This is a genomic window from Pseudoduganella sp. UC29_106 (assembly GCF_044055365.1).
In the GTDB taxonomy this organism is placed as follows: Bacteria; Pseudomonadota; Gammaproteobacteria; order Burkholderiales; family Burkholderiaceae_D; genus Rugamonas.
The window spans coordinates 2,572,072-2,593,567 of record NZ_CP171977.1 but is presented as its reverse complement, the minus strand read 5'-3'; the positions used below and the strand labels follow the sequence as shown (position 1 = coordinate 2,593,567).

Sequence of the window (21,496 nt, the reverse complement as noted above, 5' to 3'; positions counted from 1 at the left end):
GCGCATTATATCTCAGTCCGGCCGCCATTCCAGCACCCGCACCATTTGCGGCGGCGTTGCGCCGAGCTTTTCGCCATCCACCTGCGTCACCGGTTGCACGAACAGGTTCAGCTCTCCTTTCGTGCGCCACAATTCCGTATCGTAGCTGGGCTCCCAGTCGCCGACGGACGTGGTGGTCAGGTCGCTCACCCGCCAGTCGCGCTTCGCCAGGTCGCGCAGCATGACGACCGAGACTTTGCTGCCGCGCTCTTCGTCGCGGAAGACCAGCAGTCCGGGCCCGCCTCCTGCCCGCGCGGCCAGGATCTGCGGACGCGCAATCGGGATTTTCTTGGTGCCGCCGCCGCCCAATTTGAACGGCGTCTTGCGGAAGTCGAGCGTGGCCGTCGCCCAGCCCTTGTCGCCCAGATAGACGATGCGGTACTGCGGCACGGCGCCGCCATCGTCGCGCCAGTAGGTCGCGATATAGGGCCGGCCCTGCACGTCAGCGGACATCGACGTCTGGTTGATCAGTTCATGCTTCTGCGGCACGCGGGCCGCGTATTCGGCGCTGGCCGCCGTGATGGGCAGCGCATAAGGCTTGCCGTCCGAGCGCTCCCACGTCTTGCCGCCGTCGCGCGAACGGGCGTAGCAAAGGTCATGGTTGCTGGCCACGTCCGGCGATTCGCGCCAGACCCAGGAAACGTGGATCGTGCCCTGCCCGTCCACGAAGGCTTGCCAGTAGGCGTTGCGCTGGCCTTCGCCGTCGATCAGGTTGCCATGCAGGCGGCGCCATTTGCCGCCCTCGTAGCGGTTGACGACCAGGTTGCCGTTGCCCGATCCGCCGTCTCGGTAAAGGAACAGCAGGCCGCCAGCGGGCAGGCGGTGGAATTCGGGATAGGTCACGCGCCCTTCTTCGCTGCCCGTCATCGCCTGCGGTGCGCCCAGCTCCAGCGATCCGGGCGACACGCTGCGCGCATAACGCAGCGGCGAATTGTGATGGTCCCAGGCCACGTGCAGAAAGCCGGCGCCGTCGGCCATGATGCTGATGGCGTTATGGGCGTCACGCGCATTGCCCTGGTATGGCGTGCGGTGGATTTCCCACTGCGCGGCGCCGGACTTGCGCTTCGCCAGCACCACATAATGGTCCTGGTCGTAAAAGGCGGCGTACTGCCAGCCGCCTTCCGTGACCAGGGAGTTCTTGCGGAACGGGACGGCGTTGACGGAATTGGCCGCCCACGCCGGCGCGATATCGACCAGGTGCGGCTGCGCGGCCGTCGCCACGCCCGTCGCCAGCGCCGCCGCAGCAAAGGCCGCTGCGGCGCCCGCGATGAAGAGCCGGCGTGTCCTCATTGCAGGTAGCGCGCCATCTCGGTGGCCGCGAGCAGGAAAGCGCCCACGCCAAACGGCGCGGTCGAATTCTGGTCCACGATCTGGCCCGGAATCGCGCGCTCGCCGATCGGCTGCACGTACCCCAGCTTGCCATCCGGCTGCAGGGCGACCTTGCTGAGGAAATGCCAGCTGCGCGCGACCACCGGAGCATATTCGGCCTTGTCCAGATAGCCGTTATTCATGCCCCACAGGTAGGCGTAGGTGAAGAAAGCCGTGCCGCTGCTTTCCGGACCGGGCGCCTGGGCCGGGTCGAGAATGCTGCGGGTCCAGTAGCCCTCCGGCTGCTGCACCGGTTTCAGCACGGCGGCCATGCGCTTGAAGCGCTCCACGAACAGAGGACGCGAAGGATGGTCCTGCGGCAGGTCGGCCAGCACGCGCGCGATGCCCGCGAATACCCAGCCATCGCCGCGGGCCCAGAAGTCCTTGCCGCCATTGGCCGCCTTGTGCTTCGGGAAGATGTATTTGGCATCGCGGTAGTATAGCCCCGCTTCGCTGTCGTACATCAGCTTGTCCGCATAGCTGAAGTACTCCTGCAGCTTGTCCAGGTAGCGGCGCTCGCCGGTGACCTTGTACAACTTCGTCATCACCGGCATCACCATGTACAGGCCATCGGCCCACCACCAGTAATCGCTGTTGGGCGTACTCATTTCATACTCGATCACCTCGCGGGCGCGGGCGATCTTGCGCGGGTCCTTCGCCGGGTCCAGGTTGTAGAGGTCCACATAGGTCTGGAAGCAGATCTGCCAGTCGCCGAACAACACGTGATCGTCCGTTTCGCCATACTGGTACTTCCAGCTGGCTTTCACGTTCGATTTCGCGCCCATCCACTGATTGTGGTTCGCCCAGGCCGTGGAATAGGCGCGCCAGCTTTCATTGCCGGTCAGCCCGTAGGCCGCCATATTCCCTGTGTGATAGGCCGCCACATCCCAGAACGCCCACTTTTCCGGTGCGTTGTTACGCTGCCAGTAGTTGTTGGCGCGTTCCAGGGTAGACAGCACCTGGGCCCGCGTATCGGCCGCCGGTGCGGCAGGCTGCGTGCTGCAGCCCGTCGCGAGGGCGGCGAGACCGGCCAATGCGAGTTTCAAGCAAAGACGTCTCGTCATGAATGATCCGATCAGAGCTTGCCGCGGATGCCGAACTTGATGGTGCGGCCGTCGTACTTCGCATAGTCCATGCGGGTATCCTTGCCGCTGCCATACTTCCCGGTGGCGTCTTCGAAGTAGTCGTAGGACAGCGTGTTCGACAGATTCATCGCATCGACGCGGAACTCCAGGTTCTCATTCAGCTTGTAGGTGAAGTTGGCATCCAGGTAGCCGCGGGCCGCGCGCCAGCGGATCAGGTCATCGCCGTTGTTCTTCGGATTGTCGCCGTGCAGCGAACGGCCCTTGTAGTTCCAGGACAGGCGCATCGCCACCTTGCTGTTCTCGTAGTAGGTGGTCAGGCTGTATGCGAACTTCGGTACCGAGTTGACTTCGATTTCCTTGCCGGCGTTGGTGATCCACTTCTGGCTGTTGAACGGATCGATATGGGTGAAGCTGGCCAGCGCGCCCATGCCCTTGAACGGCTCCGGCAGGAAGGTGAAGGCTTGCTGGTAAGCCAGCTCATAGCCCTTCAGGATTTGCTCGCCCGCGTTGCCATAGGTGCGCAGCGTCATTGGCAGGTTCGGATCGACCTTGCCGTTCGAGCCGTAGAAGATTGCGCCCAGCGCGGTATCCGGCAGACCCAGGGCGCCAAAGGTGGTCTGGGTGGTGCTTGCCACGGTGGCGTCGGTCAGCTTCTTGCGGAAGTAGCCGGCGGACAGCAGGCTGCCTGGCTGGAAGTACCATTCAAGGCTGGTGTCGAAGTTCTTCGACTGCTGCGGACGCAGGCTCGGATTGCCGGCGGTGGCGGTATTGTCGAAGGGGTTCGGAATCACAGTCTGCGCGGCGATGATGGACAGCGAAGCGCGGCTGATGGTCTTGCCGTAGGAAGCGCGCCACATCAGGTCTTCCGTCACATCGAAGGCGCCGCTGACGGCAGGCAGCACATTGCTGTATTCACCGCCTTCGGAGTTCGGCAGATAGGTGTTACCCGTGCCGGTGCGCTTGAAGTTGTCGATATCGGTTTCGGTCTTCGAGTAACGCACGCCCGCATTCAGGCGCAGGCCGTGGCCCGCCACTTCGCCCTTGAAGTCGGACTGGATGAAGGCCGTCTTCACCTTTTCTTCGGCGGTGAAGCTCTGCGCCGGCGTGAAGGTGGCTGCGGTGTTGAAGGCCAGCGGGTCGAAGGTGCTGTAGGTGTAGTCGCGGGTGAAGGTGCCGAAGCGGTGCGGCCAGCCGGCGCCCATATCCAGGTTGCTGATCGGCAGATCGGCCGTCATGCCGGCGCGCAGGCCTGCATTGCCCAGCTGATTCAGCTTGGTGGTCATGTCCGTCGTGGCATTGCGCTTGTTGACGCCCTTGGTGGTGTCCACATACACCAGGCCTGCCTTCAGGTGGCCCTTCCATTCGCCCCACAGGCCGTAATCCCAGTCCGCCACCACGCGGCCCTGGCGGCCCTTGTCGGTCTCGCGGGTCCAGCCGGTGCCGATGCCGAAGCCGGAGAAGTTGGCCGGGTTGGTGTAGTCGATCGGCGAGGACATCGACGGGTATACGTGGTCGCTGCCGTAATCGATGGTCGAATCCACGCCAAAGATCTGGCCGGACAGGGTGTCCTGGTAGCTGGTGGCCTTGCTGTTGTTGGCGCTCAGCTGGCCGGTCAGCGAGAAATCGCGCGATGGCGTCCACTTGCCGTTGGCGGCGATGTAGCCGAACTTGGTCTCGTCTTCGGTATAGGTCACGCCGCTGCTGTAGGACGTGTTGCCGAAAGTGCCGGTGAGCAGGTTGGTGGCCGGATCGATCTTCACGTTCAGCGGCACGAAGCCGCTGTGGCCCGCCTGGCCTGCAGCTGCATTGCGGTCGGTGGTCTTGCTGTTGCGGACCAGGATGCCGTAATACAGCTCATCGCGCGAGTTCTGCAGCTTGGAATACATGCCATCCAGGCTGAAGTCGAAGTTGCCGTTCTTAAACTGCACGGACGAAACCAGGCCGTCGCGCTGGCGTTCGTTGGACGAGCCATAGAAGCGGTAGATACGCGGCAGCCAGGCATTATCGATCTGGTCGCGGGTATAGCCGGACAGGTTGGCGCGCGGGTCGGCGTAATCGAGCGCGAGCGCAAAGTTGCCCTGCACCGGGCTCTTGCTGCCGTTGAAGGAGCTGTTATAGCCGCCGGTCGCTTCAAAGCCGGAGCGGTTATTGACGGACTTCGAATGCGAGCCGCCGATCAGGAAGCCCCAGTTGCCCCAGGTATTGGAGAACAGCGCGAAGCCGGACGGATCGACCTTTTCCGAGGTCGTGTTGTAGGAGCCGCTGACCGCGTAACGCACGGTGCGCTTCGGATTGTCGAAGGGACGCGGCGATTGCAGGTCCACCACGCCGCCCAGGCCGCCCTCGCTCAGTTCAGCCAGCGGCGATTTGTAGAAGTCCACGCGGCCGAACAGTTCGGACGCGAACACGTCGTAGTTGAAGCCGCGCGCCGCGCTGCCGATGGTGGAGGTGGACGTGGTGTTGACCGGCGCGCCGTTCAGCGTGGTTACCGAATACTCGGTCGGCAGGCCGCGGATCGAGATGCGCTGGCCTTCGGCGGAGCTTTCGTCGCGGTTCAGGATCACGCCCGGCACGCGCTGCAGCGATTCAGCCACGTTCGATTCAGGGAATTTGCCGATGTCTTCCGCTACGATGGAATCACGCACGCCGATGGCCTGCTGCTTCAGGTTCAGCGCTTTCTGCAAGCTGGAACGGAAGCCCGTGACAACCACGGTATTGGATGCTTCGGCCTGCGCTTCGGCGGCCTGGCCGTCCGCTGCTGCCGGCGCGGCGGCGCCCGGCGAATCGGCGGCTGCTGCGGACTGCGCGGCGGCATTGTTTCCGTAGGCCGCAGCCAGTGCGAGCGGCAAGACGGTAGCAAGAATCTTCTTCTCATTTGGTCTCCGTGATGTTTTTTATCTAATAGTTTGCATGCCTAACTCATCATACAACAGGCATATGACCACGTTACCACATACTATCTCCACACACAAAATGATCAGCAACATGAGCGAAACCACAAGTTAAGTGTCTGATTTTGCTGACAAAATAGATGCAATCGGCTACCGGATATGTGGTATCGTGACCACATTCCAAAGTGAAATAATCACCAATATGCGCAAGACGAGCAAACTCAGCGAGGTGGCCAAGATCGCCGGCGTCGCTCCCATTACGGCCTCGCGCGCGATCCGCGGGGTCGGCTATGTTTCGGAAGAAGCGCGCGCCCGAATCCTGGCCGCTGCCGCGCAACTGAACTACACCCCGGATAAGCTCGCCCGCCGCATGCGTGGCGACAAGAGCAACCTGATTGGCGTCTTCGTCAACAGCTATGGCCCGGTCGTGCTGCACGAGATCATCCGCGCCATCGGCGACGAGGCCCGCAGCCAGGGCTACGATATGCTGGTCTTCAATGCCGAACGCTTCGATAGTCCGGGCCGCATCGAAACCTGCGAGATGCTGACCAAGCTGTGCGACGGCCTGGTGGTCGTGATGCCGACCGCGGAGGACAGCTTCCTGAAAAACCTGGAGCAGCAAAAGCTTAGCTCCGTGCTGGTCTGCTTCGACGCCAAACAGTTCGACATGCCGATAGTGGTGCCGGAAAACCGCATTGGCGCGCGTATCGCCGTCGAACACCTGATTTCGCTCGGCCACCGCCGCATCGCATTCATTGCAGGGAATCCCGGCACGGGCCAGAGCGGCGAGCGTGAACGCGGCTATCTGGATGCGCTGCAGGGCGCGGGACTGAGCGCCGATCCGTCGCTGATGGTCAACGGCGCCTTCGTGCAACCGGGCGGCTTCTCTGCCGCCGAAAAGCTGCTGGCTCTCGAACAGCCGCCCACCGCCATCTTTGCCGCCAATGATGAAATGGCCTTTGGCGCGATGGACGCCATCAACAGCAAGGGCCTGAAAGTGCCGGAGGATATTTCGGTGGTCGGCTTCGATGACATTCCCACCTCCAGCTACGTCTACCCTACTCTAACGACCATGCGCCAGCCTTTCCACGCGATGGCCACGCGGGCGGTCAGCGAAGTTGTGGAACTGATCCAGGGCCGCGAAGCCGGCGCCGTGAAGATTGCTTTCCCGGTGGAGCTGGTGGTGCGCAATTCCACGGGCCCCGTCCGCGCCTGACAATATGCGGCACGCCGGCACACTTCTGCGTTTCAGCGCCTGGGGGCTGGCGGCAGTCGTGTGCGGGCTGCTGATCGGCGAGCTTGGCATCGCCATGCGCGAGCGCTGGGCACTGCCGACCGGGCTCGTTGTGCTGCGGCGCTATGGCGCGTCGGACACGACGATCTCGCTGCTGCTTTCCACGCTGCCGGCCATCATCAGCGTTTTCGTTGTTCCGCGCATCGGCTATTACTCCGACCATTTCCGCAGCCGCTGGGGTCGGCGCCGCCCCTTCCTGCTGGCGACGTCGCTGCTGGGCGCCGCCGCCATGGTGTGCGTGGCCTTCTCGCCCGCGCTGGCCCAGTTGACGCATCACGCGCTGGGCCGCTGGTCGCCTGGCCTGACGGCGCTGGGCATAGGCTGGTTCTGCCTGTTCTGGACTGTTTTCGATTGTGCCGCCATTACCACCACGGCCCTGTATAACGGCCTGGTGAACGATGTGATCCCGCGCGGCTTCGTGGGCCGCTTCTATGCCGTGTTCCGCATCGTCGGCCTGAGCGTGGCGATCGGATTCAATACCTCCGTGTTCGCGCTGACGGATGCTTACCTGTTCGAGATCCTGCTGGCCATTGCGCTGATCTTCGGACTGGCGCTGCCGCTGATGTGCCTCATCACGCGCGAGCGTCCGCTGGAGGACGAACAGGCGCCCGCCACGCCGCCCTTCCACGCCAGCTGGCCGCGCCTGGAAGGCAGCTTTCTGTGGAAGTGCGCGATGTTCATGCTGGCGGCCGTGACCTTCAGTCCCTTCAACACTTTCTCGCAGAGCTATGCGCAGGATCTTGGCATCTCCTTGCGCGAACTGGGTTCGCTGACCGCCAGCGCTTATGCAGTCTCGATCGCGTCGGCTTTCGGCGTCGGCTGGCTGGTGGACCGCTTCGGGGCCGTGCGCGTGTCAGCCGCGCTGATGGGCGCCTATTGCCTGATTGCGGCCGGCGGATTCGCGCTTGTGCAGGATGCGGATGGCTTCCGCTATTTCTTCCTGGCGCACGTGATCATATCCGGCGCCTATTTCACGGCCGCGTCCTCGATGCCGATTGCCCTGTTCCCCCGGCGCGACTTCGTGCGCTTCAATGCCAGCAAGGACATCACCGTCGCCTTCGCCACCATCGCCGTCAGCACCGTCCAGGGACCGGTGCTCGACCTGTCCGGCCACAACTACCAGCTCACCCTCGCCAGCGCTGCCCTCTTCTCCCTGCTCTGCCTCGTCTGCATGGCCCGCCTCACGGGGAACTTTTCCCCCGCGCCCCTGTCCAAGCTCAACACCACCCAAGCCGATCTGCCGCAAAGTTGACCAATCTGCGCGGGAGGCGGCTATGAACGATGAAATTCGGCTGGCAAAGGTTGAGACTTTTGTGGAAACAATTCGCGAAGACATAGACCGTCTTGAGAACAAGATCGACACAGGTCTGCATGACTGTATGCAGGCAATCGACCAGTTGCGGCAAGACTGCATGGAAGCTATCGAGCGGACGCGGCGGGAATGCCTGGAGGCCACGGAACAGGCGCGGCGGGAATGCCTGGCGGCGACGGAAAAGTCGCAGCAGGTCTGCCTGCATGCCACTGAACTCGTCCATCAAGAGCTGGTGGCCCTACGGCAACACACAGACCAGGGCCTCGAAGCCTTGCGCAAGGAACACGCCATCTCCACGCGATGGCTGATGGCCGCGCTGCTGGGCAATACCTGCATGATCGCCGGGCTGTTTGCCAAAGTCTCCGGCTGGTACTGAACTTAATCCGCCTTGAAGCCCTTGCCGGTGGCGGCCCAGTAGATGCCGCCATACAGGTGGTGGCGGAAAACGGGATCGCTGTAGGTGGCCGGGAGGTGGCCGAGGGCGGTGTAGAAGGAACGGCCGTTGTCGTAGCTCTGGTACCAGCTGATCGGGTGGAACTTGCCCATGCCCTTGGCGGGCTTGCCGGGCCAGTTGGTCTCCGGCTTGTAGGTGGACTCGTCGACGGTCAGCAGGTATTTCAGCTGGTTCGACGTCGCAGGGAGGAATTCGTACCACTCCTCGGTGACCAGGTTGCGCGGCGCCCAGCGCTCCATGCCGGGGAAGTTGCGGTCCTCGACTTTGAGCACGGCGGTCTGGATGGTCGGATGAACGTAGAACATGTGGCCCACCAGCTTCGTGTACCACTGCCATTGGTATTCCGTATCCGACGCGCTGTGCACGCCGACATAACCGCCGCCCGCCTTGATGAAGCGCTCGAACGCCGACTTCTGATCGGCGTTCAGGATGTCGCCGGTGGTCAGCAGGAAGACCACGGCCTGGTATTTGGACAGCTCCTTGTCGTTGAACACGCGGTTCGGATCCTCGGTCCAGAACACCGTGAAATCGTGCAGCTTGCCCAGGTCCCGGATCGCTTCCACGCCCGCCGGTATCGACTCGTGATGCCAGCCGCCCGTCTTCGAAAACACCAGCACGTTGAACTGCGCGGCCTGGGCGCAGAAACAGGCCAGGGCTAAGGAAGCGGCGACGAGAGCTTTCATGGGTTGTACGATGAGTTAATGGAGGGCCTCCAACGTAAGCGGAGATGAGCTCATTGTCAACCGACCCTTGGTATTACCAAAAAACAATACCCTAAGTGGCAGTTTTCATAATTGACAAACTGATAATCAACCCAAATACTGCTGAGCATGATAGAGCTCAGTGGCATTCGAAGACTTACCGGCAAGGCGGCAGCGACATCCATGCGCTGGACGGCATCGACCTGCACATTGCGCAAGGCGAGTTCATCGCGGTCATGGGGCCTTCCGGTTCCGGCAAATCCACGCTGCTCAATGTGCTGGGCGGATCGGATCGTCCCGATAGCGGCCGCTATCGCCTGGCACAGGACGAAATCAGTGCACTGGACGATGACGCCGCGTCCGACGTGCGCAACCGCCGCATCGGCTTCGTGTTCCAATCATTCCACCTGTTGCCGCGCCTGACGGTTCTCGAAAACGTATTGCTGCCGCAGCGCTACGCCCGCCAGGCTGACGCACTTGCGCCCGACCGCGCGCGCGAGCTACTCGAACGCATCGGCCTGGGGCAGCGCCTCGATCACCTTCCTAGCCAATTGTCCGGCGGACAATTACAGCGTGCCGCCATTGCCCGCGCGCTGCTGAACCAGCCTGCCCTGCTGCTGGCGGACGAACCCACCGGCAATCTCGATTCCAGCAGCGCCGCCGACGTGATGAACCTGCTGCGTGAATTGCACGCCGCAGGCCAGACACTGGTTCTGGTAACCCATGATCCGGCGATAGCCGCCAGCGCACAGCGCACCATTCATTTGCGTGACGGCCGCATTGCCGCCGCCCAGCCATGAAGCATCCGACCGTCGCTATACTCTGCACGGCGCCATTGCTTGCATTGTTGATCGCCAGCGCTGTCACCCATGCCGACAGTGTCGTCCAACCGCCTGCAACCCAGGCGCCAGCCGCCAGCGCAGAAACCACCGTGCCGCGGCCCGTACTGCTTACCGGCGAAGTTGAAGCACTGGACACGCAAACCATCTTTGTACCGCCGTCGAACAGTTCGCCCGTGGTACTGCGTAACTTTCCTGCCGACGGCAGCCTGGTGAAGGCGGGCGACGTCGTCCTGCGGATCGAAGTTGCCGGCGCCGCCAATGTTGACCGCCTGAAGGCGGAACTGGAGCGGACTCGCGCGCGTGCCGAAAGCGAGACTGCCAGTCTGGAAGTCGCTGCGGTGGAGGCTGAAAAGGCGCTGATCACCGCCAAGGCTGCGCTGGACAAGGCCAAAGTCGATGCGGCCCTGCCCAGGCAGCAGGTATCGCCCCTGAATTTCGACCGTTATCAGGCTGAACTGGACCGCGCTACACGCGATTTCGCCATCAAGCAGGATAGCCTGCAGAACGCTCGCGAAGCCGTGGTGCGCCGCAAGGAGGATGGCGAGCTCGAAGTAAAGAAACAGCAGATCAACACAGCGTTCCAGAGCGCCCAACTGGCGCAGGCGGAAGTGCGCGCCACACGCGACGGCGTCGTCGTGCATGGCTACAGTCCATTCAATGGCGAGCGTCTGGAAGAAGGAGCCACGGCCTGGCCGGGCAATGTCGCCGGCTCGGTCCTGGGTGGCGGCCAGATGGGCGTCACAGCCTGGGTGCTGGAAGCAGACCGCCCTTACCTGAACGAGCAGCAAACTGTCCGCCTCGGTTTCGACGCTCTGCCGGGAGTCGCACTGAACGGCAAAGTGGCCACCATCACCAATGCGCCGGAAGCCCGGCCGCGTTGGGGCCTGGGGCGGTATTTCCGGGTCAGGATAGACCTGCCCGAACATCATAGTTTGCCGCTGGTAGCGGGCATGAGTGTCCTGATCGAGCCATTGCCACCGGGCGCGGCCAGGCGTCCGCTCAATCAGCCCCTGCGGCCGCTGCCGCGCTCACCGTGGAAGGCGAGATAACTTCGCGCCACACCATGCCTGTCGCGCCGCCTACCATCCCTTTTGTGTGGCAATACAAGCTGGCGAGCCTCGCACCCGAAGGCATGATGGTGGAGGCCGGCCAGCCCATCGCCGTTTTCGAATCGGAAGAGGTCCGGAACCAGTTGCTGATGCAGCAAAGCACGCTCAGGGAGCGTGAGCGCGCCCTGGAAAAAATGCTGCTGGTCCAGGCTGAGGCCGAGCGTTCGGGAGCGCTGGCGCAGGCTGAGGCGCTCAGCAACGCAGAGAAAGCCGAACGCAAGGCCAGCCAGCCCAAAGAGTTGATACGCCGCGTCGATTACGACAAGCTGGTGATCGAACGCACCGAGAAGGCGCAGCTTGCCGATCTGATGCAAAGCCAGTACGCCTCCCAGCAGCGCGCCCGTCAGGCCGAACGCGCCGGGCTGCAGGCCGAAGTCTCGCAATTGCGGGCGCAGATCGCGGCCCTGCTCAAGGGACAGGCTGCCCTGACCGTGGTGGCTCCTTACCGGGGACTGGTACTGTACCGCAACAATTTCAATGGCGGGAAATTCAGTACCGGCAGCCAGGTGTGGATGGGCATGTCGGTGGCGACACTGGCCGATGCAGACCAGTTGTGCGTCGATGCGAAAGTGCCGGAAGCGCAGGCCTCCGCCGTGCAGCCAGGCCAGGCGGCGCGCGTCACGATGGCTGGCGTGCGCCAATCGCTGCCGGCGCGGGTCAGCGCCCTGGGGAACGCCTTCCACAGCAAATCGGCAGCGCAATCGGGCGTGGTGCGGGACATCAGGCTTCAGTTCGACGCGCCTCCCAAAGACCTCAAGCCCGGCGCGGCCGTACAGGTGGAACTGCTGCGCAATCCAACCTAGCGATGAAACAGACAATGTCCCCCTTCAGTAAACGGGCCGCTGGCGCGGCCACTGCCGCCGTGCTGGCCGCGCCGCTGGGCGTCACGGCAGCCCTGCTTGCCGCTTGCAATAGCGGGCCGTCGGAAGCAGCCGGCGCCAGCGAAACCCTGGCGGTACGGGCGTGGAGTGAAACCCTGGAAGCCGACGGCGAAATCAAGGCCGCCGCCAACACGCCGCTGACAGTGCCCGGCAGCGGCTGGAGCAGCCGTGTGCTGGTGGACATGGTGGCCGACGGCAGCAGCGTGCAGAAAGGCCAGGTGGTAGCCCGCTTCGATGCGCCGCAGGCACGCATGGAACTGTCACAGGCGGAATATGAACTATTGCGCAAGACTCTGGCCGAGCAGGCCAGCAGCCAAAGCGCAGCCGTCGACCGCGGCACCCTGGCCGGCGAGCGCGCCAAGGTCGAGGACGACCTCAGCCTGAGCCAGCGTTATGCCAACGTCGATCTGAGCATATTTTCCCGCAACGTCATCCTGGATGCGTTGGCTGACGTAGGTTTCCTGACCAAAAAGCGCGGCTACCTGGATTGGAAGGTCGGCCAGGCCCAAGCGGGAACGGCGGCGCAGGAAGCAGTGCTGCGCTCCCAACGCGACAGCGTGACCCAGACTGCGGCGCAAAAACGCCAGAGCCTGCAATCGCTGGAACTCGTGGCGCCCCACGACGGCGTCTTTCTGCTGGCAGCGCGCTGGGATGGCAGCAAGCCACAGGTCGGCGCCAACCAGATGGCCGGCGAGGAATTTGGATCGCTGCCCGATCTCGATCAACTGGTAGCACACTTCAGCGTCGCAGAGGGACAGACCTACGGACTCAAGCCGGGCTTGCCGGTCCGGGTGCGCCTGGCCGGCACCGGAACCGAACTGGACCTGGTCGTGACCCGGGTAGGCAGCAGTGCCAGCGCCATCTCATCCGAGTCGCCAGTGAAATACAGCAATTTTGAGGCCGCCATCAGCACGGATGCGGCGCACCGCCTTGGCCTGAAGCCGGGCCAGGCGCTGCATGGCACAGTGCGGCTGATCGCCCGCTCCTCGGCGCTGACGGTGCCGAACATAGCGCTGGTGCAGGAGGGTTCCGCTTATGCCGTGTACACAGACGACGCAGGCCGTCCGGTCAAACACAAGATCGAGCTGGGCCTGCGCGGCCCGGTGCGCAGTGAAATCAAGACAGGCCTGGAAGCCGGCGCACGCGTTGTGCTGCTGCCGCCGGCGGACAAGAAAACATGAATCGGGCACTATTGAGGGAAGCCGTCGCAGAGTTGCGGCGGCGCAAGCTGCGAACCGGCCTGACCCTGCTGGGCATGATCTTTGGCGTCGGCGCCATCGTCGCCATGCTGGCTGTAGGCGAAGGCAGCAGGCGGGAAGCGCTGCGGCTCGTGGCCGAACTGGGCCTGAACAATGTGTTGGTCGAGAGCAAGGGCGCTGAAGCCGAGCAGTTGAAGGAAGTCCGCACGCGCTCGCTGGGATTATCCGCCGCAGACGGCGAGGCAGCGCTGTCGGTGGTACCTGGGGCTCAGTCCGTAGCGCTGAAAAAGGAAATCAAGGTCGACCAGTTGGTGGTCGGCGAGCAAGTAATGAGTGGACGAGCCTTTGCGGTGTCCCCCGGCTACGCCGGGCACGGCGGCCTGGCCTTGCAGGCCGGCCGCTGGCTGACGCCGGCCGATGGCGCCACGCTGGCGCCGGTATGCGTGCTGGGCGCGCGCCTGGCTCGTACCCTGTTCGGCCCTGCGCCGGCACTCGGCCAGCGCGTCAAGCTTAACCATGTCTGGTTGGAGGTCATCGGCGTACTGGCTGACCGTACGCCAAGCAAGGCTGAGTTTGAAGGTGTGAAGCTTGGGCTGGACGATGAGCGCCTGTTCGTGCCCTGGGAAACCGGACGGGGACGCTTCAGCTTCAAGCGCATCGCTGACGAAGTCGACGGCATCAGCGTGCGGCTGGACGGCAAGGTCGCACCGGACAGCGCGGCGCGCGTGCTGCAGGCCCTGATCAGCCAGCGCCACGGCGGCATCGACGATACCAACCTGATTGTACCGATGGGCTTGTACCGCCAGAACCAGCAGACGCAGCGCATTTTCACCATCGTCATGAGTTCGATTGCCGCAGTGTCCCTGCTGGTAGGCGGCATAGGCATCATGAACATCATGCTGGCCAATGTGCTGGAGCGCCGCCGGGAAATCGGCTTGAAGCGCGCACTGGGAGCGCGCCGGCGGGACGTGGTGGAACAATTCCTGGCCGAAGCACTGGTCATCGCAGTCAGCGGCGCCGCGCTTGGCATGGCGCTTGGCGCGGTAGTGGCCTATACCATCGCCGGGCTGGCCGGATGGTCGGTGGCATGGTCGCCGCTAAGCTTGTTATTCGCGGTGTTGCTGTGTGTGGCGGTCGGGCTCGCCTTTGGCGTCTACCCTGCGCGCCAGGCCGCGGCACTGGATCCTATCTCGGCGCTGCGCAGCGAGGGCTAGCAGCGCCGGCGCGCCTTGCACGTGCGGGGCTCAGGCGCGCATGGTCTTCAGCTCGTCGTAGCGGCTGTGCCAGGACAGCGCCTTCTCCAGCACGTGCGGCGTATGTCCGCCGCGGAGTAAAGCCTCTTCAAAGTAAGCGCGCAGCTGCTGGCGGTAGTCCGGATGCGCGCAATTGTCGATGATCAGCGGTGCACGTTCGCGCGGCGCCAGTCCGCGCAGGTCGGCCAGGCCCCATTCCGTTACCAGGATATCCACGTCATGCTCGGTATGGTCCACGTGCGCCACCATCGGCACCACGCTGGAAATCGCTCCATCCTTCGCCTCTGACTTGCTGACGAAGATGGACAGGTGCGCGTTGCGCGCAAAGTCGCCTGAGCCGCCGATGCCGTTCATCATGCGCGTGCCGCCCACGTGGGTGGAATTCACATTGCCGTACAAGTCGAATTCCAGCGCCGTATTCAGTGCAATGATGCCAAGGCGGCGTACCACTTCCGGATGATTGCTGATTTCCTGCGGACGCAGCACAATCTTGTGGCGATAGCGCTCGATGTCGCGCAGGAAGCGCTCGTGAACGCGCGCCGACAGCGTGATCGAGGAAGCGGAAGCCAGTGCCAGCTGGCCGGAGTCGAGCAGCTCGATGGCGCTATCCTGCAGCACTTCAGAGAACATCGTCAGGTTGCGGAAGGAGGATTTCGTCAGGCCATGCAGCACCGCGTTGGCGATGGTGCCGATGCCGGCCTGCAGGGGCAGCAGTTCTTCCGTCAGCCGCCCGGCCTTCACCTCGCCTTCCAGGAAAGTGATCACGTGGCCGGCGATGGCGTCCGTTTCAGCATCTGGCGCGCCGGCGTTGGACGGGCTATCCATATGTTCCGTGATGACGATGGCGGCAATGCGCGAAGGGTCGATCTGGATGGCGGTGCTGCCGATACGGTCGCCGGAGCCAAGCAGCGGGATGGGTTCGCGGCGCGGGCGGTTGGCCGGCAGGTAGATGTCGTGCAGGCCTTCCAGCGCCAGCGGCGCCGTCAGATTCAGTTCAACGATGATTTGCCTGGCCTGGCTGGCGAAACTTGCACTGTTCCCGACCGACATGGTCGGCACAATGGCGCCGGTCTCGGTGATGGCTGCCGCTTCGATCACGGCCACGTCGATCGGCGCGAGGCTCCCGCTGCGCAGTTGTTCGGCGGTTTCGGACAGGTGCTGGTCGATGAACATCACCTCGCCCGTGTTGATCTTGCGGCGCAGCGCGGCATCGGCCTGGAATGGCAGGCGACGTGCTAGCAGGCCGGCGTTGGCCATCAGCCCGTCGCTGTCGTTGCCGAGGGATGCGCCGGTGATCAGCGTCAGGCGCAGGGATTCCTTGCGTGCCCGTTCGATCAGCGCCTGCGGCAGAGCCTTGGCGTCGCCGGCGCGGGTGAATCCGCTCATGCCGACGGTCATGCCGTTCTTGATCAGTTGCGCAGCCTGCTGCGCGCTCATTACTTTCGCCGTCAGCGCGCTGTGGCGGATACGGTCTCCATACATGATAAGCCTCATATTTCTTATGCGATGAGCCCAGTATAGAATCTCAAAATATTCGTTTTATGACTTAACTTCCAAATTATCAGTCGGATTATTCATGGATCTGAGATCCCTGCGCTACTTCATCGAAACCGCCCGCCTGAGCAGCTTCACGCAGGCGGCGGAACGCCTGCACGTGACCCAGTCCACCATCAGCAAGATGGTGCGCCAGCTGGAAGAGGAACTGGACGCGCCGCTGCTGCTGCGCGACGGCCGGAACCTGGTTCTGACCGACATTGGCCGCATCGTCTTCGAGCGCGGCGAGGAAATGCTGGCCACACAGCGCCAGCTGATGCTGGAAGTGCGCGACCTGCAGGCACTCAAGCGCGGCACACTCACACTTGGCATGCCGCCGATGATCAATGTTCTGTTCACGCCCGTGCTGAAGGCCTTCCGCGAACGCCATCCGGACATCGCCGTGCGCCTGGTGGAAGCGCCCGGGCCGGCGATCGAACGCCAGGTGGCGGCCAATGAGCTGGACCTGGGTCTGACCGTGCTGCCGGCGGAGTCGGCGCTGGAACTGGCCACGATACCGGTTGCGCGTTACCCGGTGTGGGCAATGGCCGTCAAAGGCACTTTCCGCGCCAATGCGCGCACAGTGCGGCTCAAGCAACTGCAGGATCTGCCGCTGGTGATGCTGAACGAGGACTTCGCCCTCACCCGCACATTGCGCGCAGCGTTCGCACAAGCCGGCGTGCAGCCGCAGATCGCGGCACAAAGTGCGCAGTGGGATTGGCTGGTGGAGATGGCGTCAGCCGGGATCGGCGTGGCGCTGCTGCCGGAGCCGTTCGTGCACCGATTGTCCGACGAGCGGCTGCACGCGGTGCGTGTGATCGAGCCGGAGGTGCCATGGGAAGTGGCGCACGTGTGGAACGGGCGCTATCTGTCGCTCGCTGCCCGTGCGTGGCTGGCTATCGCAGGAACAGCGCCGCCAGCAGCAGCAGGAAACCTATGACGGCCACCAGTGCGTGCACAATCATCACGGAGTTGGGAAGCAGCTTTCCTTTGATGTGGTAGCCGAGATTCATCCATACGCCGATCAGCGCCGCAAGCAGGAGCAGCAGGAGCGCGATGCCCGCCTAGCCCGGGATCGGCGCAAACAGCGCCACGTAGCAAAGCAAGGTTACGCCTGCAGCGGCGATGAAGCCGTGCACCATGGCGAGCCAGTGCGGCGGATTGGTCTTTTTCCCGAGCCGGATCAGGACCATGAGCAAGCCGCCCAGCGCCGCGAGGCCAAGCAGTACACTCGACGATGTCAGTGTAGTCAGTGAGTCCATGTCCCGACTATGCGGGCGCTGCCGCGCAAGGTCGGTTAGCTCACTAACATTACCAGCCCACTTTCTCCTTGATAAAGGCCGTCAGCCGCGCCGCATTGGCCTGGTGCTGCTTGACGCGGGGATGGCCCTGGAAGCCGGTGAAGTCGAAGAATACCGTGTCGATGCGCTTGTCGTTCTGTTCGCGCTGGATCTGTTCGACGGCGGTGCGGACATAGCCGGGCCATTTGGAACCCGCACTCGTGGCGTCCATGCTGCCCAGGGCGCAGACGATGTAGGCGCGCGGATAAAGGGCGCGGATTTTCTGCACGAAAGTCTTATACGACTGCACGCGTTGCGCTTCGTCCGGGATCGGCTGCAGGCGTTTTTCGCGGTCGATCAGCCATTTGTCGTTCTGCATCAGGTTGATGACCACCACATCCGGCGTCCAGCTGCTGAAGTCCCACTTCGAATCGTTATTGCCGACGGCGTTCACCTGGTCGTAGAAGTCGGGCATGGTGAACGGGAACCAGCTGACCATCACGCCAATGCCGCTTTGCGAAGTGATGTGGGCTTCGGCATCGAGATTGCGCGCCGTGATGGACGCGTAGGACATGAAGTTGTTCTTCTCGTTCAGCAGATGGTCCGGGCCATTGTCCGGCGCTTCGTTGCCCATGCCGCTGGTGATCGAATCGCCGAAGAATTCAATGTGGCGCTGCTTGCGCAGCGGCGGCGCCAGCAGTTTGCCGCCGTCCGCCAGCTCCAAACCCTGGAAGACGGTAGCACCCTCCTCGCCCTCGGTACGCTTGGTGATCAGGAAGCGGTGCTGGCCGGCCGGCAGCCTGCTCGCGACGGCATACGTTTTGCTGCCTTCTTCCGCCTTCACTACTTTCGGATGCGCGAGATCGCCGTCGATGAAGACATTGAAGTAGTTCTTGCCGTATTGGTCCTTCAGCTTCAGCGCCAGGGTGGCGCCCGTGAAATTGCCTTCGATGCTGGTGCCTGGCCAGGACAGCACCGGCGCTTGCGGCTGGGCGAAATCGATGCGGCCTGTGTACTGCAGCTGGGCGTCATCCGGCCGGACAATCGTCGCCGCCACCACCGGTACAGCAAGCAGCGCGGCCGCCAGCCCGCCGAGCAGGCGCGAATGAACTTTTTTCCGGCGGGACTGTCGAATCTCAAAATGCCCGGCGTCGCGATGCGGGACAGTTGGCACATCGGCGCAGAAGGGCGTATGGAACATGACGAAAGAGTGGCCAAACTTGAGGCGGTTGTGGATCAGCATTGCGAACAGTTTAAACGAATAGAAGAGGAACTCGTGCGCCTGCGCGAGCACATTGACAGCGGCCTGGCCGAGCTGCGCGAGCACACGGACCGCGGCCTCGCCGAGTTGCGCGAGCACACTGACCGCGGGCTCGCCGCGCTCCGGGAGCAGATGGAAAAGGGATTTGCCGAGCAGCGCAAGACCAACCGCTGGATGATCGGCCTGGCCGTGACCTATGGCACGGCAATTCTGGGAATGCTCGCCCGGATGTCCGGGCTTGCGTGAGAGGAAGCTCAGACGCGTTCCTCGCGACGGGCGTCATCGCGGCTGGCGGCGGCGGTCAAGCCCCAGCCGAGCTGGCGGCGGATGTCGGTCATGGACGGAGGCGGACAATCCTGGGACAGGCGGGTCAGCAAATATTGTCGAATTTGCTCTTTTGTCGGCTGGTTTTGCTGGCTCATCTTGCGCTCCTCATTGCTATAAATCATCTTAGGCGCTCAGAAATGATCATACCAATGACTAATTCCCCACAATCGATATCAATTTTGGTATCGATTGCACTGGCAGGAACGGAATGTTTACGCGAAGTAGAATGAAAAATCTAAAATACGGGTCTTGGGTCTAAAAACCGACAAAAACGAAACCGCCGGAAGACCATTTTTTGGCTTGGCACCACCAGGCCTGGATTACTACTAGGGAATGATTATGGCAACACAGAACTCAAAAATCATCTACACGCTCACTGACGAAGCGCCACTGCTGGCGACGTATTCGCTGCTGCCTATTATCAAAAAGTTCACTCAGCCGGCCGGCGTCGACGTCGTTACGAGCGACATTTCGGTGGCTGCACGTGTGCTGGCCGAGTTCCCAGACTACCTGACCGACGAGCAAAAGGTCCCGAACAACCTGGCCGAACTGGGCCAGCTGACCCTGAAGCCGGACACCAATATCATCAAGCTGCCGAACATCAGCGCCTCCGTGGCCCAGCTGATCGCCGCCGTGCGCGAACTGCAAAGCCGCGGCTACAAGCTGCCGGACTACCCGGAAGATGCCAAGACCGAAGAAGAAAAGGCCCTGAAAGCACGCTACAGCAAGTGCATCGGCAGCGCCGTGAACCCGGTCCTGCGCGAAGGTAACTCCGACCGCCGCGCGCCGAAGGCCGTGAAGGAATTCGCACGCAAGAACCCGCACTCGATGGGCGAATGGAGCCAGGCTTCCCGCACCCACGTCTCGCACATGCACCACGGCGACTTCTACCACGGCGAAAAGTCCATGACCCTGGACAAGGCCCGTGAAGTGAAGATGGAACTGCTGACCGCCTCCGGCAAGACCATCGTGCTGAAGCCGAAGGTCGCGCTGCAGGCCGGCGAAATCATCGACAGCATGTTCATGAGCAAAAAGGCCCTGCTGGAGTTCTACGAGAAGCAGATCGACGACGCCTACAAGACCGGCGTGATGTTCTCGCTGCACGTCAAGGCCACGATGATGAAGGTGTCGCACCCGATCGTGTTCGGCCACTGCGTGCGCATCTTCTACAAGGACGCATTCGCCAAGCACGCCAAGACCTTCGAGGAACTGGGCGTGAACGTGAACAACGGCATGGTCAACCTGTACGAGAAGATCGAGAAGCTGCCGGCCTCCCAGAAGGAAGAGATCCTGAAGGACCTGCACGCATGCCACGCCAACCGACCGGAACTGGCGATGGTCGATTCGGCCAAGGGCATCACCAACTTCCATTCGCCTAACGACATCATCGTGGACGCATCCATGCCTGCCATGATCCGTATCGGCGGCAAGATGTGGGGTGCGGACGGCCGTCCGAAGGATGTGAAGGCTGTGATGCCGGAATCGACCTTCGCCCGCATCTACCAGGAGATGATCAACTTCTGCAAATGGCATGGCAACTTCGACCCGACCACCATGGGCACCGTGCCTAACGTGGGCCTGATGGCGCAGCAGGCCGAGGAATACGGCTCGCACGACAAGACCTTCGAAGTGCCGGAAGCCGGCGTGGCCAACATCACCGACCTGACCACCGGCGAAGTGCTGCTGACGCAAAACGTGGAAGAAGGCGATATCTGGCGCATGTGCCAGGTGAAGGACGCTCCGATCCGCGACTGGGTCAAGCTGGCCGTCACCCGCGCGCGCAACTCCGGCATGCCGGCCGTATTCTGGCTGGACCCGTACCGTCCGCACGAAGCGGAAGTGATCAAGAAGGTCGAAGAGTACCTGAAGGATCACGACACCACCGGCCTGGATATCCAGATCATGTCCCAGGTGCGTGCAATGCGCTACACCCTGGAGCGCGTGTCGCGCGGCCTGGACACCATCTCCGTCACCGGCAACATTCTGCGCGACTACCTGACCGACCTGTTCCCGATCCTGGAACTGGGCACCTCGGCCAAAATGCTGTCCATCGTTCCGCTGATGGCGGGCGGCGGCATGTACGAAACCGGCGCCGGCGGTTCGGCTCCGAAGCACGTGAAGCAGCTGGTGGAAGAAAACCACCTGCGCTGGGATTCGCTGGGCGAGTTCCTTGCGCTGGCGGTGTCGCTGGAAGACGTGGGCATCAAGACCGGCAATCCAAAGGCCAAGATCCTGGCCAGGACGCTGGATGAAGCCACTGGCAAGCTGCTGGACCATAAGAAGTCCCCATCCAGCCGCACCGGCGAACTCGATAACCGCGGCAGCCATTACTACCTGGCCCTGTACTGGGCACAGGCCCTGGCCGCCCAGTCCGAGGATGCCGAACTGCAGAAGCACTTCGCTCCGCTGGCGAAGGCACTGGCCGAAAACGAAGCGAAGATCGTGGAAGAACTGAACTCCGTGCAAGGCAGCGCAGTGGAAATTGGCGGCTACTACTTCCCTGAGCCGGCCAAGACTTCCGCTGTGATGCGTCCAAGCGCGACCTTCAACGCGGCTCTCGGCGCCTGATAAAACCCGAGGCGTAACCCTGGTGTCTGCCACATCGTGGCAGACACCTGCTTTATGCCGTGGGTTTTAATGGGCACCTGCGGCCCGCAAGCGCAAAAA

Annotated in this window: 19 protein-coding genes; 11 read left to right on the top strand and 8 right to left on the bottom strand. The window is 62.8% G+C overall.

The features are described from left to right. Positions 1 to 12: 12 nt before the first annotated feature. The 3 genes from ACHMW6_RS13365 to ACHMW6_RS13355 are packed head-to-tail and all read right to left on the bottom strand — an operon-like array spanning position 13 to position 5,341. Positions 13 to 1,329, bottom strand: a complete 1,317-nt coding sequence (locus tag ACHMW6_RS13365; RefSeq protein WP_395407583.1) for a BNR repeat-containing protein — start codon at positions 1,327 to 1,329, stop codon at positions 13 to 15. After that, entirely contained in the window at positions 1,326 to 2,453 is a 1,128-nt protein-coding gene (locus ACHMW6_RS13360) for a glycoside hydrolase family 88 protein (protein ID WP_395407582.1), read from the bottom strand. Before ACHMW6_RS13360 ends, ACHMW6_RS13365 begins: the two co-directional genes overlap by 4 nt. 29 nt (positions 2,454 to 2,482) lie before the next feature. Continuing rightward, positions 2,483 to 5,341: a TonB-dependent receptor gene (locus tag ACHMW6_RS13355; protein WP_395407581.1), complete on the bottom strand. Its 2,859-nt coding sequence runs from the start codon at positions 5,339 to 5,341 to the stop codon at positions 2,483 to 2,485. A gap of 211 nt (positions 5,342 to 5,552) precedes the next feature. On the opposite strand from ACHMW6_RS13355, the gene ACHMW6_RS13350 reads away from it, so the two are divergent. From ACHMW6_RS13350 to ACHMW6_RS13340, 3 genes are read left to right on the top strand one after another with little or no spacing between them, the layout of a single operon-like run. Then, positions 5,553 to 6,599, top strand: coding sequence for a LacI family DNA-binding transcriptional regulator (locus ACHMW6_RS13350; protein WP_395407579.1), 1,047 nt, complete (start codon positions 5,553 to 5,555; stop codon positions 6,597 to 6,599). Between the two features lie 58 nt (positions 6,600 to 6,657). After that, a complete protein-coding gene (locus ACHMW6_RS13345; protein WP_395407578.1) occupies positions 6,658 to 7,929 on the top strand; it encodes an MFS transporter in 1,272 nt (423 codons plus the stop codon). Positions 7,930 to 7,951: 22 nt separating this feature from the next. Beyond that, entirely contained in the window at positions 7,952 to 8,365 is a 414-nt protein-coding gene (locus ACHMW6_RS13340; protein WP_395407577.1) for a hypothetical protein, read from the top strand. A 2-nt stretch (positions 8,366 to 8,367) separates the two neighbouring features. On the opposite strand, the gene ACHMW6_RS13335 is transcribed toward ACHMW6_RS13340, so the two are convergent. Further along, on the bottom strand, positions 8,368 to 9,126 hold the full coding sequence (locus ACHMW6_RS13335; RefSeq protein ID WP_395407575.1) for a ThuA domain-containing protein: 759 nt from the start codon (positions 9,124 to 9,126) through the stop codon (positions 8,368 to 8,370). A gap of 95 nt (positions 9,127 to 9,221) precedes the next feature. Between ACHMW6_RS13335 and ACHMW6_RS13330 the strand changes: the two genes are divergently transcribed. From ACHMW6_RS13330 to ACHMW6_RS13310, 5 genes are read left to right on the top strand one after another with little or no spacing between them, the layout of a single operon-like run. After that, positions 9,222 to 9,944: an ABC transporter ATP-binding protein gene (locus ACHMW6_RS13330; RefSeq protein ID WP_395407574.1), complete on the top strand. Its 723-nt coding sequence runs from the start codon at positions 9,222 to 9,224 to the stop codon at positions 9,942 to 9,944. Further along, positions 9,941 to 11,035: an HlyD family secretion protein gene (locus ACHMW6_RS13325; protein WP_395407573.1), complete on the top strand. Its 1,095-nt coding sequence runs from the start codon at positions 9,941 to 9,943 to the stop codon at positions 11,033 to 11,035. The genes ACHMW6_RS13330 and ACHMW6_RS13325 overlap by 4 nt, the downstream gene beginning before the upstream one ends. Then, on the top strand, positions 11,020 to 11,898 hold the full coding sequence (locus ACHMW6_RS13320; protein ID WP_395407572.1) for an HlyD family secretion protein: 879 nt from the start codon (positions 11,020 to 11,022) through the stop codon (positions 11,896 to 11,898). The genes ACHMW6_RS13325 and ACHMW6_RS13320 overlap by 16 nt, the downstream gene beginning before the upstream one ends. Before the next feature lie 14 nt (positions 11,899 to 11,912). After that, positions 11,913 to 13,157: an efflux RND transporter periplasmic adaptor subunit gene (locus ACHMW6_RS13315; protein WP_395407571.1), complete on the top strand. Its 1,245-nt coding sequence runs from the start codon at positions 11,913 to 11,915 to the stop codon at positions 13,155 to 13,157. Next, entirely contained in the window at positions 13,154 to 14,389 is a 1,236-nt protein-coding gene (locus ACHMW6_RS13310) for an ABC transporter permease (RefSeq protein ID WP_395407570.1), read from the top strand. Before ACHMW6_RS13315 ends, ACHMW6_RS13310 begins: the two co-directional genes overlap by 4 nt. Before the next feature lie 30 nt (positions 14,390 to 14,419). On the opposite strand, the gene ACHMW6_RS13305 is transcribed toward ACHMW6_RS13310, so the two are convergent. After that, complete coding sequence (locus tag ACHMW6_RS13305) at positions 14,420 to 15,910, bottom strand: acetyl-CoA hydrolase/transferase family protein (protein ID WP_395407569.1); 1,491 nt, start codon at positions 15,908 to 15,910, stop codon at positions 14,420 to 14,422. A gap of 94 nt (positions 15,911 to 16,004) precedes the next feature. On the opposite strand from ACHMW6_RS13305, the gene ACHMW6_RS13300 reads away from it, so the two are divergent. Then, complete coding sequence (locus ACHMW6_RS13300; protein WP_395407568.1) at positions 16,005 to 16,901, top strand: LysR substrate-binding domain-containing protein; 897 nt, start codon at positions 16,005 to 16,007, stop codon at positions 16,899 to 16,901. A gap of 124 nt (positions 16,902 to 17,025) precedes the next feature. Here ACHMW6_RS13300 and ACHMW6_RS13295 read toward each other — a convergent pair whose 3' ends face one another. Continuing rightward, complete coding sequence (locus ACHMW6_RS13295) at positions 17,026 to 17,223, bottom strand: hypothetical protein (protein ID WP_395407567.1); 198 nt, start codon at positions 17,221 to 17,223, stop codon at positions 17,026 to 17,028. A 49-nt stretch (positions 17,224 to 17,272) separates the two neighbouring features. Further along, a complete protein-coding gene (locus tag ACHMW6_RS13290) occupies positions 17,273 to 18,298 on the bottom strand; it encodes an SGNH/GDSL hydrolase family protein (protein WP_395407566.1) in 1,026 nt (341 codons plus the stop codon). A 48-nt stretch (positions 18,299 to 18,346) separates the two neighbouring features. On the opposite strand from ACHMW6_RS13290, the gene ACHMW6_RS13285 reads away from it, so the two are divergent. Further along, the gene (locus tag ACHMW6_RS13285) at positions 18,347 to 18,748 is read left to right on the top strand and encodes a hypothetical protein (protein ID WP_395407565.1); all 402 of its coding nucleotides are present in this window, start codon (positions 18,347 to 18,349) and stop codon (positions 18,746 to 18,748) included. Between the two features lie 8 nt (positions 18,749 to 18,756). Here the strand turns inward: ACHMW6_RS13285 and ACHMW6_RS13280 are convergent, their stop codons facing one another. Beyond that, a complete protein-coding gene (locus tag ACHMW6_RS13280; protein WP_395407564.1) occupies positions 18,757 to 18,924 on the bottom strand; it encodes a hypothetical protein in 168 nt (55 codons plus the stop codon). A gap of 244 nt (positions 18,925 to 19,168) precedes the next feature. Here ACHMW6_RS13280 and ACHMW6_RS13275 point away from each other — a divergent pair, with 244 nt between their 5' ends. Then, positions 19,169 to 21,397 (top strand): NADP-dependent isocitrate dehydrogenase, encoded by a 2,229-nt coding sequence (locus tag ACHMW6_RS13275; RefSeq protein ID WP_395407563.1) that lies wholly within the window; start codon positions 19,169 to 19,171, stop codon positions 21,395 to 21,397. Positions 21,398 to 21,496 lie beyond the last annotated feature (99 nt).

Excerpts from the sequence above, each read along its gene's own strand:
- ACHMW6_RS13280 (WP_395407564.1), bottom strand. The coding sequence starts at position 18,924 with ATGAGCCAGCAAAACCAGCCGACAAAAGAGCAAATTCGACAATATTTG.
- ACHMW6_RS13305 (WP_395407569.1), bottom strand. The coding sequence starts at position 15,910 with ATGTATGGAGACCGTATCCGCCACAGCGCGCTGACGGCGAAAGTAATG.
- ACHMW6_RS13300 (WP_395407568.1), top strand. The coding sequence starts at position 16,005 with ATGGATCTGAGATCCCTGCGCTACTTCATCGAAACCGCCCGCCTGAGC.
- ACHMW6_RS13275 (WP_395407563.1), top strand. The coding sequence starts at position 19,169 with ATGGCAACACAGAACTCAAAAATCATCTACACGCTCACTGACGAAGCG.
- ACHMW6_RS13365 (WP_395407583.1), bottom strand. The coding sequence starts at position 1,329 with ATGAGGACACGCCGGCTCTTCATCGCGGGCGCCGCAGCGGCCTTTGCT.
- ACHMW6_RS13285 (WP_395407565.1), top strand. The coding sequence starts at position 18,347 with ATGAACTTTTTTCCGGCGGGACTGTCGAATCTCAAAATGCCCGGCGTC.
- ACHMW6_RS13340 (WP_395407577.1), top strand. The coding sequence starts at position 7,952 with ATGAACGATGAAATTCGGCTGGCAAAGGTTGAGACTTTTGTGGAAACA.
- ACHMW6_RS13295 (WP_395407567.1), bottom strand. The coding sequence starts at position 17,223 with ATGGACTCACTGACTACACTGACATCGTCGAGTGTACTGCTTGGCCTC.
- ACHMW6_RS13335 (WP_395407575.1), bottom strand. The coding sequence starts at position 9,126 with ATGAAAGCTCTCGTCGCCGCTTCCTTAGCCCTGGCCTGTTTCTGCGCC.
- ACHMW6_RS13325 (WP_395407573.1), top strand. The coding sequence starts at position 9,941 with ATGAAGCATCCGACCGTCGCTATACTCTGCACGGCGCCATTGCTTGCA.
- ACHMW6_RS13310 (WP_395407570.1), top strand. The coding sequence starts at position 13,154 with ATGAATCGGGCACTATTGAGGGAAGCCGTCGCAGAGTTGCGGCGGCGC.
- ACHMW6_RS13315 (WP_395407571.1), top strand. The coding sequence starts at position 11,913 with ATGTCCCCCTTCAGTAAACGGGCCGCTGGCGCGGCCACTGCCGCCGTG.